15 protein-coding genes, 1 tRNA gene and 5 pseudogenes are annotated in these 15,332 nt (G+C 68.5%); 7 read left to right on the top strand and 14 right to left on the bottom strand.

Features of this window, described 5'->3' with window-relative positions; genetic code table 11:
- Positions 1-18 precede the first annotated feature (18 nt).
- Positions 19-1,263, bottom strand: a complete 1,245-nt coding sequence (locus BLW47_RS00525) for a L,D-transpeptidase (protein WP_091550017.1) — start codon at positions 1,261-1,263, stop codon at positions 19-21.
- Between the two features lie 185 nt (positions 1,264-1,448).
- Here BLW47_RS00525 and BLW47_RS00520 point away from each other — a divergent pair.
- Positions 1,449-1,524 (top strand) — tRNA-Lys (locus tag BLW47_RS00520).
- A 203-nt stretch (positions 1,525-1,727) separates the two neighbouring features.
- Here the strand turns inward: BLW47_RS00520 and BLW47_RS25960 are convergent.
- Positions 1,728-1,916 (bottom strand): annotated as a pseudogene (locus tag BLW47_RS25960) (glycosyltransferase family A protein); the annotation flags it as partial.
- 321 nt (positions 1,917-2,237) lie between these two features.
- Entirely contained in the window at positions 2,238-3,482 is a 1,245-nt protein-coding gene (locus BLW47_RS00510) for a PQQ-dependent sugar dehydrogenase (RefSeq protein ID WP_091550015.1), read from the bottom strand.
- 378 nt (positions 3,483-3,860) lie between these two features.
- On the opposite strand from BLW47_RS00510, the pseudogene BLW47_RS00505 reads away from it, so the two are divergent.
- Together BLW47_RS00505 and BLW47_RS00500 are read left to right on the top strand one after the other, a co-directional pair.
- Positions 3,861-4,127: pseudogene (locus BLW47_RS00505) on the top strand (DUF2637 domain-containing protein); the annotation flags it as partial.
- Between the two features lie 427 nt (positions 4,128-4,554).
- A complete protein-coding gene (locus tag BLW47_RS00500) occupies positions 4,555-4,959 on the top strand; it encodes a hypothetical protein (RefSeq protein ID WP_139307124.1) in 405 nt (134 codons plus the stop codon).
- A gap of 437 nt (positions 4,960-5,396) precedes the next feature.
- Here the strand turns inward: BLW47_RS00500 and BLW47_RS00495 are convergent.
- Positions 5,397-5,630, bottom strand: a pseudogene (locus tag BLW47_RS00495) (tyrosine-type recombinase/integrase); the annotation flags it as partial.
- A gap of 173 nt (positions 5,631-5,803) precedes the next feature.
- Between BLW47_RS00495 and BLW47_RS00490 the strand changes: the two are divergent.
- Entirely contained in the window at positions 5,804-6,355 is a 552-nt protein-coding gene (locus BLW47_RS00490) for a hypothetical protein (protein WP_139307123.1), read from the top strand.
- Positions 6,356-6,649: 294 nt separating this feature from the next.
- Here BLW47_RS00490 and BLW47_RS00485 read toward each other — a convergent pair whose 3' ends face one another.
- The 9 genes and pseudogenes from BLW47_RS00485 to BLW47_RS00455 all read right to left on the bottom strand — a co-directional run bounded on the left by BLW47_RS00485 (position 6,650) and on the right by BLW47_RS00455 (position 11,638).
- The gene (locus BLW47_RS00485; RefSeq protein ID WP_091550005.1) at positions 6,650-7,105 is read right to left on the bottom strand and encodes an SRPBCC family protein; all 456 of its coding nucleotides are present in this window, start codon (positions 7,103-7,105) and stop codon (positions 6,650-6,652) included.
- A 156-nt stretch (positions 7,106-7,261) separates the two neighbouring features.
- Entirely contained in the window at positions 7,262-7,831 is a 570-nt protein-coding gene (locus BLW47_RS00480) for a GrpB family protein (RefSeq protein WP_091550002.1), read from the bottom strand.
- A gap of 244 nt (positions 7,832-8,075) precedes the next feature.
- Positions 8,076-8,411, bottom strand: coding sequence for a YnfA family protein (locus BLW47_RS00475; protein ID WP_091550000.1), 336 nt, complete (start codon positions 8,409-8,411; stop codon positions 8,076-8,078).
- The gene (locus tag BLW47_RS24550; protein WP_139307122.1) at positions 8,408-8,716 is read right to left on the bottom strand and encodes a hypothetical protein; all 309 of its coding nucleotides are present in this window, start codon (positions 8,714-8,716) and stop codon (positions 8,408-8,410) included. Before BLW47_RS24550 ends, BLW47_RS00475 begins: the two co-directional genes overlap by 4 nt.
- Positions 8,700-9,149 carry a MerR family transcriptional regulator gene (locus BLW47_RS00470; RefSeq protein WP_091549997.1) on the bottom strand — a complete coding sequence of 150 codons (450 nt, stop codon included), beginning with the start codon at positions 9,147-9,149 and terminating at the stop codon, positions 8,700-8,702. Before BLW47_RS00470 ends, BLW47_RS24550 begins: the two co-directional genes overlap by 17 nt.
- A complete protein-coding gene (locus BLW47_RS00465) occupies positions 9,146-9,502 on the bottom strand; it encodes a hypothetical protein (RefSeq protein ID WP_091552278.1) in 357 nt (118 codons plus the stop codon). The genes BLW47_RS00470 and BLW47_RS00465 overlap by 4 nt, the downstream gene beginning before the upstream one ends.
- A 284-nt stretch (positions 9,503-9,786) precedes the next feature.
- Positions 9,787-11,052 (bottom strand): TolB family protein, encoded by a 1,266-nt coding sequence (locus BLW47_RS00460; RefSeq protein WP_091549995.1) that lies wholly within the window; start codon positions 11,050-11,052, stop codon positions 9,787-9,789.
- A gap of 10 nt (positions 11,053-11,062) precedes the next feature.
- Positions 11,063-11,161 (bottom strand): annotated as a pseudogene (locus BLW47_RS24545) (haloacid dehalogenase); the annotation flags it as partial.
- Between the two features lie 96 nt (positions 11,162-11,257).
- On the bottom strand, positions 11,258-11,638 hold the full coding sequence (locus BLW47_RS00455) for a hypothetical protein (protein WP_139307121.1): 381 nt from the start codon (positions 11,636-11,638) through the stop codon (positions 11,258-11,260).
- Between the two features lie 129 nt (positions 11,639-11,767).
- On the opposite strand from BLW47_RS00455, the pseudogene BLW47_RS24540 reads away from it, so the two are divergent.
- From BLW47_RS24540 to BLW47_RS00445, 3 genes and pseudogenes are all read left to right on the top strand, one after another.
- Positions 11,768-11,944, top strand: a pseudogene (locus BLW47_RS24540) (hypothetical protein); the annotation flags it as partial.
- Between the two features lie 63 nt (positions 11,945-12,007).
- Positions 12,008-12,577: a kinase gene (locus BLW47_RS00450; protein ID WP_245736245.1), complete on the top strand. Its 570-nt coding sequence runs from the start codon at positions 12,008-12,010 to the stop codon at positions 12,575-12,577.
- Positions 12,578-12,870: 293 nt separating this feature from the next.
- On the top strand, positions 12,871-14,637 hold the full coding sequence (locus BLW47_RS00445) for a fibronectin type III domain-containing protein (RefSeq protein ID WP_091549991.1): 1,767 nt from the start codon (positions 12,871-12,873) through the stop codon (positions 14,635-14,637).
- Between the two features lie 112 nt (positions 14,638-14,749).
- Here the strand turns inward: BLW47_RS00445 and BLW47_RS25460 are convergent, their stop codons facing one another.
- Positions 14,750-15,043: a hypothetical protein gene (locus tag BLW47_RS25460; protein WP_245736244.1), complete on the bottom strand. Its 294-nt coding sequence runs from the start codon at positions 15,041-15,043 to the stop codon at positions 14,750-14,752.
- Positions 15,044-15,332: the final 289 nt, after the last annotated feature.

Below are 15,332 nucleotides of genomic sequence, written 5' to 3'. Positions count from 1 at the left end.
GATCGCAATTTCGGGCATTTACGGCGTAGTCGAACCGGATGCGCCCGGTGCCGGCTCGGCCCGCACCGTCACGGGGAGCGCGCTGCCCTTGACGAACTCGTCCCACGGCAGGTTCCACGCCGTCCAGCCGTTGCCCGCCACCAGCTTGACCTCGGTGCCCTTGACGGTGATCGGGTCGCCGACCTTCGTCTGGTTGAACAGCCACGCCGCGTTGGCGACCGAGAGGTTCACGCAGCCGTGTGAGACGTTGCGGACCCCCTGGTCGCCGACCGACCACGGCGCCGCATGGATGAACTCCCCGCCCCAGGTCAGACGCTGCGCGTATTCGATGTTGGTCCGGTAGCCCTCCTCCGGGCCCAGCTCGGCGAAGGTGTCGAAGACCGTTTTGGTCTTCTTCTCCATCACCACCATCGTCCCGCTCGACGAGGGGGTCTTCGGCTTGCCGAGGCTCACCGGCATCGTCCGGACCAGCTTGTCGCCCCGGTAGACCGACATTTTCTTGGTGGCGTTGTCGACGGTCATGACCAGCTTCTCGCCGATCTCCGCGGTCGCGCTGCGGTCCGTGTCGCCGTACCGGCCGCTGCCGGTCGGGTGCCCGCCGACCGCGACCCGGACGCTCAGCTTCGTGCCCGGACGCCAGAACTCGGGGGCGCGGTAGTAGACCTGGGTGCCGTTCGCCACCCAGTGCCAGGCGCCGGGCTGCGGTGGGTCGGTGGTGACGAAGAGCCGCTTCTGCACCGCGGCGCGCTGCTTCGCCGGGACACCCGGGACGAACTCCACGACGACCGGCATCGCCACCCCGTACGTGCCACCGTCGTGCAGGTAGAGGCCCGTGCCGGTCAGCGAGGACGGACGGGCCATCGTGCTGAACGTGGTGGTCTTCGTCACCGTCTCGCCGGCGCTGCTCGTCGCGGTCACCGTCGCGGCGTACCGCTTCGCGTGCTTGAGCGGGACGGCCGGCACCCACGACGAGCCGTCCTCGCGCCACTGCCCGCGCACCGTCGGGCCGCCGACCTCCGCCAGGCGTACCGAAGTGATCTTTCCGCCCCGGACCGTCGCGCCGACCTCCGCGCTCGCCGGAACGTTCTTCGCGTCCTCGGCCGGGGTGATGGCGAGCTCGAACGGCTCCGCCGGCTGGCTGGGTGTGACCGGACTCGGCGTGACGAAGCGTGGAGCGGACCTGGTGGCGCACCCGACCAGCGCCAGCGGCGCAACCATCACCAGCGCGGCCACCATCACCCGCGCGCCTCTGACCCGGCCCATCCCCGCTACCCCGTTCGCTTGAAACCTGGATGACATGGTGCACCACCGGGGCCACGTTCGTGCCCCGCTCGGATGGGAACGACGAAACGGCGGATTTGGGGACGGATGCCGGGGTGTGACGCGGCCGGGGAACCGATTGGCAGCCGATCGTGAGTGCGTGCTAGTGTTCTCCCCGTTGTCAGCGAGCGCCGCTAGCTCAACTGGCAGAGCAGCGGACTCTTAATCCGCGGGTTCGGGGTTCGAGTCCCTGGCGGCGCACCACCGAGCAAGGCCCTGACCTGGCGTCTTATGCTGGGTCGGGGCCTTTTTCGTGTCCTTGCCAAAGGGACCGGGTGCTCGGGGGGCGCTCGGGAGCGGTTGGACCCATTCGGGCGTCCTGGACGGGGTGCCGCGCTGGTGGATGTCAGCTCTTGAAACGTCTCCTTCTTCATCGCGAAGAGCGTCGAGTGTAGGCCGGGATGGTGCCCTCGACCTTGCAGAACCAGACGTACTGCTGGATGGCGCCGTAGCGCTTGACCAGGCTGTCGGGGAACGTCGGCTCGGCCCGGTACGCCGCGGATCGCGCCGAGTTGCGGTTCGGTCCGCAGATGTTCGACCGCCCGCTCGACCGCGTCCCGGTCGAGCGCGACGTCGGAGTCCACGAAGAACAGCACGTCACCCTTGGCATGCCGGACACGGCTCGTCCGGCCAACTATCTGGTCGCGGCCCGTTTCTGAAGTAGACGCCGCCGCGGTCCGATCGCGGCAATCACCGCGGTGACCCGCCGAGCCAGCCGGGATCAGCACCTCGCCCAGGCGCTCCGACTCGACGAACTCAAAGCTGTCGAACTCGTCCGGGCACAGCCGAATGGCCGCGATCTGGTCCGCCGTCAGCACCCCGCCGTCGAACACGAATATGAGCCCGTAAGCCGGGCACGGCCGTCCGGACGCGGCCGTCCCGAGGGGTATTGCGGATGCGAACGGATTGCCCGGATTTCAGCGGTTCGCCGCCCCGCCGCCGGAGGCTGGCTGGACCCGCTCGAACCGCACCCGGCTCAGCCATCCCGGGAGGTCACTGAGCACGTACAGCTCGCCGTGCACGTCGGCGTCGATCGCGGTTGGCTGGGTCGGGAAGTTGCCGATCGTGGCGGTCTCGTAGCCGCCCCCGGGTTTGGGACGCACGGCGAAGGCGAGAGTCGAGCAGTAGTCGCTCGCGATGTAGGTCCCCCATGCCTCCGGGGTGGCGGACCCTCGGTACACAACGCCGCCGGTCACCGAGCAGTTCTCCGTCATGAAATGTTCGTACTCGAAGACCGGATCGGTGTACCGCACGCCCGGCCGGCATTGCTCTGGGTCGAAAACCGGGGTGCCCTCCCGGCACGACCAGCCGAGGTTCGCCCCCCGCTGCCACGGGCGGATGTGATTGATCTCCTCGACCAGGCCCTGGCCGACGTCACCGATCCACAGCGAGCCGTCGACCGGGTCGACGGAGAACCGCCACGGGTTGCGCAGTCCGTAGACCCAGATCTCCGGCCGCGCGCCGCGCGTGCGGACGAACGGGTTGTCGGAGGGCACGCAGTAGGGCTTCGCCCCGCAGGTGCGGTTGACGTCGATCCGCACGATCTTGCCGAGCAGGGTGCCGAGGTTCTGACCGGCCTTGAACGGGTCGTTCGCGTGGCCGCCGTCGCCGAGGGACCAGTAGAGGTAGCCGTCGCGGCCGAACGCCACCTGTCCGCCGTTGTGGTTGCCATACTCGGCGTGCTCCTGGGTGAGCAGCACCTGCACCCGCTCAGGAGCGCCGATGGGCACTCGCGCCAGGGTCAGCGCGCCGGCCGGTAGGCTCGTGTAGGCCACGTAGAGAAGCCCGGTCCGCGCGAAGTTCGGCGCAGGCGTGATGCCGAGAAGGCCACGCTCGTTGTCCGACGTGTCGATCCGGGCGGTCAGGTCGAGCACCGGGGCAGCCGCCAAGCCGGTGTCGGGGTGGTAGGCGCGGACGGTGCCGTTTTTCTCCGCGATCAGCATCCGGCCGTCCGGCAGCCCGGTGAGCGCGATCGGACGCTGTAGACCGAAAGCCACCCGTTCGGTTACCACGGTCAGCTCGGTGAGTGGCACCGCGCTGGTGCGGGAGGTGCCGGCCGTGGCGGTGCCGGCCACCGAGGCCGGTGGCAACAGGAACACAGGCAGGGCCAGAAGGAGGAGCCCGGCCAGCAGGTGGGCCGGGCGACAACCCCGTCGCGGCATGTTTTCAGCTCCTTGAGCAGGTGAAGTGGGGACGCAATCTGGGAGCGTTCCCACAATACATCAACATCGATCAATGTCCAACTGGAGCCGGCGACGGAAGGGCGCTCGACGGGTGCTCGGCCGCGATGGACGAAACTCGGCTTCGGATGGACTGCGCGGTACGCGCGGGCAGTAGAACCTGCGACATCTAGCGACGCGTGGATTCTTGGGACCACAACAGACACGAGCAAATCGATCAACGCGGCTCTTAATCCGCGGGTTCGGGGTTCGAGTCCCTGGCGGCGCACCAGCAATTAAGGCCCTGACCTGGCGTTTCACGCTGGGTCGGGGCCTTTTTCGTGTCCCCGCCGGTGGCCGGGTGCTCGGGAGCGGTTGGACCCCGGATGGCTGGCCTGGGCCGGCACGGTCGTCCTCGAACTGATGTCCATCGCCTCCGGCCTGGAGCTGCGCCGCCGCAAACGCGCCCGCACCTCGACGGTGTTTCCCGCGAGTGTGCTGGCATGCGCGGTCACGCTGTCTCTCGCCGCGCAGGTCGTGGAGACCGAACCGTCTCCGATCGGCTGGATCGCCGCGGCCGTGCCCGCGCTCGGCTTCCTCGTCATGGTCAAGGTCGCCCTCGGTTACGCCGGCACCGAGCCCCAACCGACGCCTCCCGGACCGCACACCATCTGCCGCGCCGGCCCACGGTCGTCAGGTAGGCGAACTCGCTCGTCCCGCTGCTCCTCGTTGATCCACCGTTGGCACGCGCGCGCCGATCTCGGCCTGGGAAAGCTGTTCAGAATCGCAGCGCACGTCGCGGACGCACAGGATCCTCACCGACAGCGCCGGATGCGTCTACGCATCGTGAGGCACCAGTGCATTCCGTGACCACGCTCAGTAGGAGCCGCCACCACTGTCAATGTGACCTGTTTCACTCTGATAGTCGTACGCCAATTGTTTATGCAGGTTAAGACGACGGCAGAGGGCGCGAAGAAGGGCCGCAGATGTGACCGGATTGACTCGTGTGAACCGTACGGCTTAGGGTTTTGACTGCTGCAGCACGGCGGTTATCGCCAGCGTCGCCACATATCGCGTGCTCATCACCTGGGGAGACATGAAGACCCGATCAGCAAAACGAATGGCCACCGTCGCGGCATTTTCGGCGCTCATCGCGGCCGCGCCCGCCGCGCCCGCGTTCGCGTCCGCCCACCAGATGTCGCCGCCGGACGGCGGCGGATACGGGCGCGTGGAAAGCGGCCACCAGGCGGTTTCCGCGTGCGACACGTCAGCGAACGACCGCGGCGTCTTCGTCCGGTACGTCACCAGCAACCCGAACGACGGACGGCAGCACACGCTGCGGGACACCGACGGCTCCTCGGGCGGCTGCGGTGTGGCGAACGTCGGGCCGTACGTCATCACGAGCTACCAGGTCTGTTCCATCCAGACCGGTGGCACGAACGAAAAGTGCACGAGCGAAGAATGGATTTCCGGCCGATGAGGTAATCCCTTCCGGTTTCCTTACATAGAAACGGCGTAGCGGGAACAATTCGATTGACGTGCATAGGGCATTCCCCTGTGCACGTCAATCATTCCCGGGCCATTGTGTGGACGACCGCCACCCGACGCCGCATGACACCCGATCATCGTCACCGTACGTTGGTGTGGTGATCGGAACGAAGCGGGCAGATGCGCGTGGCTCACGCTGGCGGGCGTCAGTGTGCTGTTCGAGCGACGTGATACAGCGAGCCAACCCAGCAGGGGACGGCTTCCGAGGTGGCGACAGGCCAAGGCGGTGCGCGTGTCCTCTTAATCCGCGGTTTCGGGTTCGAGTTCCTGGCGGCGCACCAACAATCCTCTGGGCGTTCACCTATCACAGGTGGGTGCCCGGATGTCGTTTCGGCGGGAGTGACAACAACGGCGACAGCAACGGTGTCACTAGCCAACGTCGTCACGCGTCTCGGGCTCGGCCAGCGCCGCGTCCATGTGTCCTGCGACCTCTTGTTGAATGGCCGGCATGACATGCCCGTAGATGTTCATGGTCACCGCGATCTGCGAGTGGCCGAGGATGTCCATGACGACTCGTGGAGACACGCCCGCCGCCAGCAGCAGCGTCGCGCAGGTGTGCCGGCATGTCGGGCTCCACTTGATGCGTGACACATCGGCTTCACGTGACGCGTGACGCGTTCCCGCACGATGGGCTGCCGCTGCTACACAGAGTTACTACTCGGCTGGACGCTGGGGATTCGACGGTCCGTCAGAGGCGCGTAGTCAGCGGCATGACAGGTTGGCTGAGCGGCAGTACCAGTACGCTCCCTGCCCGGTGACAAGACGAAGGGGACAGCGTGGGCGCATCGGCGTGGAGCTGGCAGGTGCCGTATCAGCAGGATCTTGGTCGTGCGTTGCAGCAAGCTCGTCGTGAGGCGTACGCGCGGGGCTCGTTCTATCGCGAAGAGCCGAACAGGCAGGCCCGGTCGATGAGCGAAGAAGACTATGTCGCATCGGATCTTGCCGCCATTCGAGAGAGCATTGCCGATGCGTTCGGGGACGACGGCTGGGAACCGGACGACAGCATGTCCCGAGCGGCGTGGCGCGCTGCGCAGATTGAGGTGACAGACCCAGATTCCCTGCTGGCGTCGCAGCCGTTCTCCGGCACCCACTCGATCATCGACATGACCGGGGTCTCGGCCACCTCGGCACCGCACATGGTGGCACCGGTGCCAGTCGAGGAACTGGACGAGCTGTTCGGTACACGGCGACCGGCCGCGACCACGGTTGCCGAAGCAATCGAGAACAGTGCGCTCACTGGCCTTGAACGATGGCGCGGCCGCTACGTGATCGGGTATGACGGCGACGTGCCGCACGCGATCTACTTCGTGGGGTACAGCGGCGACTGACCTGGCGCACACGGCCCACAGCGACCGTGTGACCGCCGCGACCGATCGTTTGGCAAGTGGGTCATCAAGATTAGGCATCCGCTCATTGGCAGAGGCGGATGCGCCAGCGCGTCCGCTCGCCCGCGTTCACGGCGGGTAACCAACAGCCGGACCGGGGTGTCACGCTCCAAGAGGAACCACGACGTGACGCGTCATGTGGAGTACGACACGGCCGGCAGCCGGCAGGTGGACGCTCCTATTTCCGTCAACCCGTGAGCCGGCGTCGTGCAAGGTCCGAAGCCAGAGCAAGTCGGCTTAGCTGGCGAGGGACCTGACAAGGTAGGAGTTTCGGTCCTCGATCAACCGGTGCATGTACCGCAGCAAGAAGATCTTGGTGACCAGCCACCCAAGCACGCCGAATGGGGCGGCGAAGTCTATGACGTCACGCATGATCGTGGCCTGACTCGCCTCATCCCAAGTGAAGATGTGCTCGTGGTGCCAACGGCGGAATGGCCCGGCGACCTGCTCGTCGACGAACCGGTGGGGACGATCGTATGCGCTGATCCTGGAGGTCATCCGCCAGCGGATACCGAAGTGCCGAGCGGCCCAGGTAACCGTCTCGCCAAAGGCCATTCGACCGGACCGGACGCCATCCACTGCCTGCTCTCCGGCTGAAGACATGGAGGCGGTGTGCGCGTCGACGTCCAGGGAGAGGTCGAAGACGTGTTCCACCGGCGCCCGGACCACCGTGGTGATGTCGATCAACGCCACATCGGCAACCTACGCCACGGCGACCAGCTCATCCAGTTCGACGGCCGGCGGAGACTAGGGCCTCGCCGCTATGGACGGCAGGGCGCTGCGCGTCGGCACGCCGATGGCCTACGGCCACCCTGGACCCCGACCGAGCGCCGCAGTCTTTGGCACCTATCAAGAGGATGGGGGCAAAATAGCGGCTTTCCGCTCGATCTCCCTCACGAAGTCCCGCTTGTCCCTCGTGTAGCGACCAGGGTCAGCGGCATGTCGGGCAGCGAGGCCCCGTTTCAGACTGACGTAGGCGGCGGCGTCTTCCGGGTGCGCGCGAAGGTAGTCACGGAAGGCGATCACACGACGCCAGTAGTGGCTGCCCTGCTGAGTGACATGCAGGTGATGCGAGCGGAGACGGGTGACGTCTCCTGGCCCCTTTCGGAAGACACGGCGGCTCGGGTCGTCTGCCTCGGACTCAGACGTGTAGGTGTAGCCGATCTCCTGTAGGCGCTCCACCAGCGCCGGGAAACCGTTGAAGTCCCGGACAGCCGCGAGGATGTCGATAACGGGCTTTGCCGCCAGGCCCGGCACCGCTGTACTCCCGACGTGCTCTACCGCAAGCAACGAGTCCGCAAGTGTGCGCGTCAGCAGCTCGGCTTCCTCGGCATAGCGCTCGGGCCAGCTCGGGTCGTACATCTGAACCTGAACCCGTGCCGCCCGATACCAGAGTGGGTTGCCCGGCTGCCCGTTCATGTGTCCTTCCTATCGACCGGGTGTGACATGCGCCGCCCCAGCCAGCTTCGGCTGTACAGCCAGCCATACAGCCGTACCACCCGCTGACGCCGACGCCCCCGACAACGGCAGACGGGCTGACCAGGGAAGCATCTGCGTGACCCGCTATCACCGATCCTCACGAACAGCCTGACTGGGCATTGCGCGCAGCACCGCGTGAACCTGCTGAACGGTTCGCGGCGATACGTTCCGCCAGGCGCGGCGCCTAGCTGGCGCGCGGTGCGTACATGATGACGGCGACGCCGGCGAGGCAGATGGCTGCGCCGATGAGGTCGTAACGGTCGGGGCGGAATTTGTCGACGACCATGCCCCAGGCGAGGGAGCCGGCGACGAAGATGCCGCCGTAGGCGGCCAGGATGCGGCCGAAGTTCGGGTCGGGTTGGAAGGTGGCGACGAAGCCGTAGAAGCCGAGGGCTATGACTCCGGCCGCGATCCAGAGCAGCCCGCGGTTCTCCCGCCAGCCCTGCCAGACCAGCCAGGCACCGCCGATTTCGGCGAGCGCGGCGAGCAGGAATAGCAGGATTGAGCGGGCAACCGTCATGCGTCGGACCGTACCGTGACCACTTCGCGCTCCTTCTGGTCGCCTTGCCCGCAGGAGCAGTTGCCGCCGGCGCAGCCGGTCGTGTGGCGGCGCTTGCTGGCCCACCACCAGGAAAGGCCGGCGAGCACGGCCAGAGCGACGGCGACGACAGGCATGAATCGGTTGGCTGCGGCCCAGCCGGCGCCACCAAGTACCCCGGCGGCCAGCAGCGGTGGCAGGACGCAGCAGGCGGTGCAGGCGGCTCCTGCGAGTCCGGTCATGCCGGAGGGGAGCAGGCGGCGCAGCCGGTTAACAGGTGTCGGCACAGTTGGTCCTTTCGGCGAGTTCAGCGAACGGCAGGGGGCAGCAGGAGCTGCCGGCGCAGGCGACCAGGTCGTCGCAGCCGGCAGAGATGGCGGCGCGCAGGGTGTCACGGATGACGGTGAGGTCGGCCAACCTCTGTTCCACCTCGACGAGCTTCTCCTTGGCCCGTGCCTGCAGGCCGCTGTCGGGTCGGCCGCCGTGCTGGTGTCGGCCGGCGTCGAGCAGATCGGCGACCTCGTTGAGAGTGAAGCCGAGGCGTTGCGCGGTCTTGATGACCCGCAGCAAGGTGACGGTGTCGGACGGGTAGAGCCGATGCCCGCCCGGCGACCGCTGCGGGGAGGCGAGCAGTCCCCGCCGCTCGTAGTAGCGCAGCGTCTGCAAGTTGACCCCGGCCGCCTCAGCGACCTGGCCGCTGCGCAGTCCCGATCCGGTCATCTCTGCACCCGGGCAGAGCTCGCCCGCTCGGCGAGGGCATCGAGCACGACGACGTGTGCCGCCGGTACCCGAACGTCCAGCGTCAGGGAATCCGGGTCAGGCCGTGCGACGTCGAAAGCGAAGAACGAGCAGCAGGACGATTCACGGGCCGTCAGATCCCGCGCCGTCTCCTCCACCTGCTGCGCGGCGTCGAGGTGCAACCGCAGATGCTGTGCCGACAGCCGGTCGGCACCCCGGACCGCATCGCGGAAGAACTGATCGAACTCAGCGAGCCGCAGCGGCTGCTCAGCTGTCGGCAGGGTGCATGCATCGGGCACCCAGGAGTCATCCGTCGTGACGTGTCGGTCGCTCATAACCACGACGGTAAGCCCGTACCTAGGTACCAGATGCAAGCCTCAGGCCAGCGGAAAAATACCCAGGCCGTCGTCAGGTCGTCAGAGGTCGGACAAGGCCAAGGGCCGTGACTGGGCGTCGAAGGACGACCAAAGATGACCGATGACGACCGGCGGCACCCGAAGAAACAGCAGGCCAGCCGCCATGTAATAACCGGTTGGCCTGGTGGCCGACGGACGAGTCGGCCGGTACGCCGGATACCGCCCGGTGCCCCTAATCGCAGAGATAGCGCCTGCTCATGAATTCAAGAACGGTGCGTCGGTCCCCGATCTCCACCGTCGCTGGCTGAGCGTCGGCGCTGCCAACTCACCAGCGCCAGGACGGCGAGCGGCAGCGGTACCGCGAGCGTGGCGTACATCCACGGTGGCGCGGCGAATGGAGACGGACGGGGCTCCGGACCGCCGAACGCGGCCCGGTCCAGCAGGTCGCCAGGCACCACAAGGTCGCTGACGCCGTTTGGAGCGGTCAGTAGCACCTGCTCCCCGCCGAGGGCGGAGACCGCCGTGAGAGCGGTGTGCCGCTTCTCGTGGTCCGCCTCCGGCGACTGCCGCTTCACTACCGGGTCGCCGCTTCGCCAGGTGACCAGCTCTACTGCTGAGCCGGAGACCGGGATTGCGTCGCCGACTGGGCGGCCGGTGGCCGCGTCAAGGAACTCGATCCGCCAGGAGCGCCGGAGCATCTCGGCAGTGTCGGCGCAGCGGGTGGCGCAGCCGTCGTATGCCAGCAGAGCGATCCGTCGCCCGTCGGGGCTCCAGGCGCTCCGGCCGGCCAGCCGTCGCCGCTCGCCCAGCTCGACTTGCCAGCGCACCCCACCCCCGGCGGGGTCGGCCATCACCAGCCGTTCCCGCTCGGCGATCTGGGCGGCCGGGTCCGCCGGGCCCGCCACGGCGAGCAGTGACCCGTCGGGGGACCAGGCCGCCGCGCTGTGGCTGGCGAAGGTGCCGACCGGCAACACCCGTTCCACGCCAGTCCATGGGTCGACGGCGAGGAGATCGTCCGGCTTCGACGGGTCGTTGAGCTGGTGATTGTCCGGCCCGTACGTGATCACGGCGTCGTCGTTGTCCCGGGTGGCGAGCACCCGTCTTCCGTCCGGGGACCAGGCCAGGGGGTGCAGGCGCGGCCGATGCGTAGGCCGTTCGTCGCCGGTGCGCAGGTCGACAAGGCTTCCGGTGCCGGGACGCAGGTACCACTGGCCGTCAGGGGAGAGCAGCCCATGCCCCTCGCCCACGCCGATTGGCAGCAGCCGGTAGCCGCCGTCCCGGCCGACCACGACCCCTGTGGACTCGAAATAGCGGGTGTGCGCGGTGAAGAAGAGCACCGAGGCCGGGCCGACTGGGTGCTGGCCGACGGTCGCCTGCCACAGCCACGGGTCTCGCACCCGGCTCGGGACGACCGCGGCGGGGGCCGCGTCGTGGTGCGCGGCGAGCCAGCCGGGCGCCTGCGCGGCGACGATGACAAGGGCCGCCGCGGCGATGAAGGTCGCAACCGCCGGCGCTCGGCGTATCAACATTGCGCCATTAAACCCGGATCCGGTGGTCAGCCGGGCATCCCGCCTCGGTGATCATTCGGTCGAAGATCGCGGCCGACGGCTTCTCCACACCCCAGCCGTCCGAGGTGCCCGAGCGCGTCCTGGATCTTCTCGATCGGCCCGCACCTGCTCGCGGGCGATGACCGTCCGTGGCGGTGGGGGGGGGAAAGGGCAGGGGCGGCGCTGGTCAGGACCAGGGCGGTTCGCCCAGCAGATCACGGCACGCCGTCATCAGCTTCTGCTGAGCGTCGGCGATCCGCACCTCGGCCTGCGTCATGTCCGCCTTGCCGTCGGTGCTTGTATCCAGGTCGCCAGCCTCCTTCAGGACCAACATGAACTCGTGGCCCGCGGCGCTGACAGCGGGGTCCGTCGAATGAACTGCCCGGCTCGCGACACCGAGGTTCAGGATCCAGCCATGATCATTCTTCTCCAGCCGTTGCGCCAGCAAAACACAACCACCGCGGCCGTGCTGGTCAGGGCTGGGCCGGCTTGCCTCCGGCTTGTCGTCGCCGCAAGCGGGAAGAAGGAGGGTGGCGCCCAGCAGGCTGGCGGCGAAAGATCGATTCACCGGCGGATCGTATATCGGCGATCATGGGTTCCCCCATCAGGTCGGTTGGGTGCTCCTAGAGAGGGCGTTCGCCGGTGACGGGGCAGCAGCGTCGCCTCTCGGCGCACCGGACCGTGCCGACTGCAACAGATGTGGGCAGCTGGCTGCCTGCATGATGCGATCGACGATCTGCACCGGCTTAACCCCAGTGAGGCGAGCAGCACCGCTGAGATTTTCGACCGGTTCCTCGGCTGGCCTGCCCGGCACACCGACGCGTACCGCATCGCGACAACCACGGCAGTCGATACCGAGGAGTCCTCGTCGTGAACGGCATTGACCTCATCACTGTGGCAGGGGAGCCGGCGCAACGACTGACCCCGAGGAGGCACCGTGCCCGCTGCACCCATCCCCGTTGGCAGTCCGGACACGATCCTCGTCTGCGTCCGCGGCAACTCCGGCTCGGGTAAGAGCAGCATCGCGCGGGAGCTACGGCGTCGCCACGGCCGGGGCTGCGCCCTGGTCGAGCAGGACTACCTGCGCCGCATCGTGCTGCGCGAGCGGGACAGGCCCGGCGGCGCCGCACCCGCTTTGATTGCGCAGACCGTCCGGTTCGCGCTCGACCACGGCTACCACGTGGTGCTGGAGGGCATCATGCACAGCAGCCGTTACCGCAGCATGCTCACCGGTCTGCGTGACGGTCACCGGGGGCGATCGCTGTTCTGCTACCTCGACGTGTCCCTGCCCGAGACCCTCCGCCGGCACCTCACGCGCCCGCAGGCCACCGAGTTCACCGCCGAGGACATGAGCAGCTGGTACGCCACCCACGATGTCCTCGGCTGGCCCGACGAACTCGTCCTCCCAGAGCCCACCACGATGGAGGAAGCCGTCGAGGCCATCGTCGCAGCCGCTGGACTACCCCAGACCGGACTCGACGACGATCTCCTACCGATCGTTCCGTGACCGCAATGGTAGAGGGCTCCGCTATGCCGCCTCGGTGAGCGGCCTTGACTCATTCGGACAGGTGCCGTCGCGCTCGCCCGCATGGTCGGATCCAGCCGCATCGCCGGATCGGGGCCCCTTTTGCGCGAGGCGGCTCGCGCGGGCGGCCAATCGCAAGGGCGGCAGCGTAAGGACCGCGGGTAGCGAACCAGGTGCAGGATCCCCGCAGTTGGGTTTTCCCCAAAGAAACCGGACGGGCCGACCGATCTCCCTTGCTGTTACTCACACATTGCGGATGGCGATTAGGGGCCCCCATGACTGACGTTTCCTCCGCGCCCGAACGGGTGCGCAGACGAGGATGGCGCGCGATCGGCGCGGCCGTACTCCTGGCCGCCGTGCTGCCGATCGCCGCGAGCCCGCAGGCCGCGCTCGCCGAGCCGGGGCCGGTCCGGGTTCAGGTGAACGCGCCGGCGGTCATCACCTCCGTCACGCCGGCGTCCGGATACGTCACCGTCGCGTGGGACCCGTCTCCCTCAGAGGGCGTGACGCAGTACGAGGTCGGGATCGCCGACGCGTCGGGCATGGACACCCTTGGCCTGGAGTACGTGGGGCCCGAGGTGCGCTCGCACAACGTCCCGGTCACCCTCGACGCCGGCAACTACAACGCCTGGGTGTGCGTGACCTCCTCGGAGGGCGGCTACTGTACCGAGTTCTACCCGTTCACGGTCGCTGCCGCCCCGGTTTCGGCACCCGGCCAACCGACGAACCTTCAGCTGCAGCGGCAGCCGCGCAGCCTGGCGGTGAGCTGGGCGGCGCCGGCCACCGGCGGAGCCGTGGACGCCTACGAGGTGTTCGCGACGAACGACCAGACCGACGCCAAGATCGAGTGTGGGCCCATCTCGGACCTGAGCTGCGTCCTCGACGCGCTCAACTATGCCAACACGTACACCGTCACCGTGACCGCGATGAACGACAGCGGTGGCGCGACGGTCGCCTCGGCGAGCACCCGGCCGGGGCCGCTGGCCCCGAGCAAGCCGGGCACGCCGACCGTCACTGCCGGCGACCGGTCGCTGCACGTGGCCTGGACCGAGCCGGTCAGCCGGGGCGACGGCATCGGCGGTTACCTGGTGACCGCCGCCCCGGGCGAGTCGGAGTGCGTGATCAGCGACCCGGACGTGGGCAGCTGCGATCTCGCCAACCTCACGAATGGCCAGGAGTACACGGTCCGGGTCTACGCCTACGACAAGGAAGACGTCACCAGGGTCGGCAGTGACGCGGTCACCGGCACCCCGCTTGCCGCCGCGCCGCCCGTGCCGCCCGTGATCCCCGTGCCGCCCGTGTTCCCCGTGCCGCCCCTGCCGGCGCCGGGTGCGCCGGGTGCGCCGACCGGCGTGACCGCCGCCGCCGGGGTCTCGTCGATCGAGGCGAGCTGGACGCCGCCGAGCAACGTCGGCGCCGGCATCACCCGCTACACCGTGACCGCGAACCCGGGCCCGGCCACCTGCACCACCACCGGCACCAGCTGCGTGCTCGGGGCGGTCGCCGGCACGCCGTACACGGTCACGGTCGTCGCCCACGCGGCCGACGGCAAGGTCTCGCCCGCGAGCGCCGCGTCCCTGCCGGTGATCCCGTCCGCGCCGGTCGCGCCGGCCGCCCCGCCGGCGACCGACCTGACGTTGACCACCGACCGTGGTGTGATCGACAGGGTCCCGCCGGGCGACACGATCACCGTGATCGGCACCGGCTTCGCGCCGCACTCGACGGTCACCGTCACGATCTACTCAACCCCGACCCACCTGGGTACGGCGACCGCCGACGCCAACGGCGACTTCGAGCTGACCGTCACGGTCCCGAGTGACCTGCCGGCGGGCGCGCACACGCTGGTCGCGCAGGGCGTCGACTCCAGCGGCGCACCGCATGCGATGAAGCTCGCCGTCACCGTGCCCGCCGCCGACGGGGACTCGGATCTGCCGAAGACCGGCGCCGGCATCATGACCATGCTGCTCTCCGGCGCGGTGCTCGTCGTCGCCGGCGTCGCCATGGTCGCCATCGGTTACCGCCCGCGCCGCCTCGCGGCCTGACACCTGATCCGCGCCGATCTTGCAGTTTGGCACGCGAATGTAACCGCCACCTGCAAGATCGCCGGGCGGCTCCGCCGTCCGGAGCGGTCCCAGAAGCGCCCAGGGGTCCCCTTCATCGGGGCCGCCCCTGGGCGCTTCTGTCATCGGCGACGTCCCGCGGGTTGTCCGCCGTCTCGATGCGTTGGCGGCGGCGCTCGGTCGTGACGTGTGGGCCGGGGCGCGGGCGGGCGACGCTGACCGACAACGGGTCGTCATCCGGAACATCGCAGGTCACCAGCCCGTCGAACGGGTGGATCCAGCCGTAGCCGGGATGCGGCACGACGTCGCGACCGCACCAGCGGCACGCGATGGTTTCCCTCGTCGACTGCGGCACCATGACCGGGCCGGCCTGCAGGAACGCCGTCACCAGCGCGCGGATCGCCCGTCGCCGCGCCGTGCATGGCCAAACCTCACCGCATGCGCATCGTGAACCGGCGTCTTCAAGCTGGTGCTCGGTGTACCACGCATGCGCGGTACGCCAGCGCTGTCCGTCGCGGCAGCCCTCCGGCGGCTCGGCCGGTGGGTTCCGCAGATCCCACGGCAGCCTCACCGTTGCCGGAACCATCCGAAGCATGGCCCATCCGGTCCGGTGCGACCCGGCAAGCCTGGCGTCCGCCCCGGCAGTCGTCGGTGGCGGACGAAGACGCGTTCGGCCT

This window comes from Micromonospora pattaloongensis, from assembly GCF_900107255.1.
Classification (GTDB): domain Bacteria; phylum Actinomycetota; class Actinomycetes; order Mycobacteriales; family Micromonosporaceae; genus Micromonospora_I; species Micromonospora_I pattaloongensis.
This window is presented reverse-complemented; position numbering and strand designations above follow the sequence as displayed.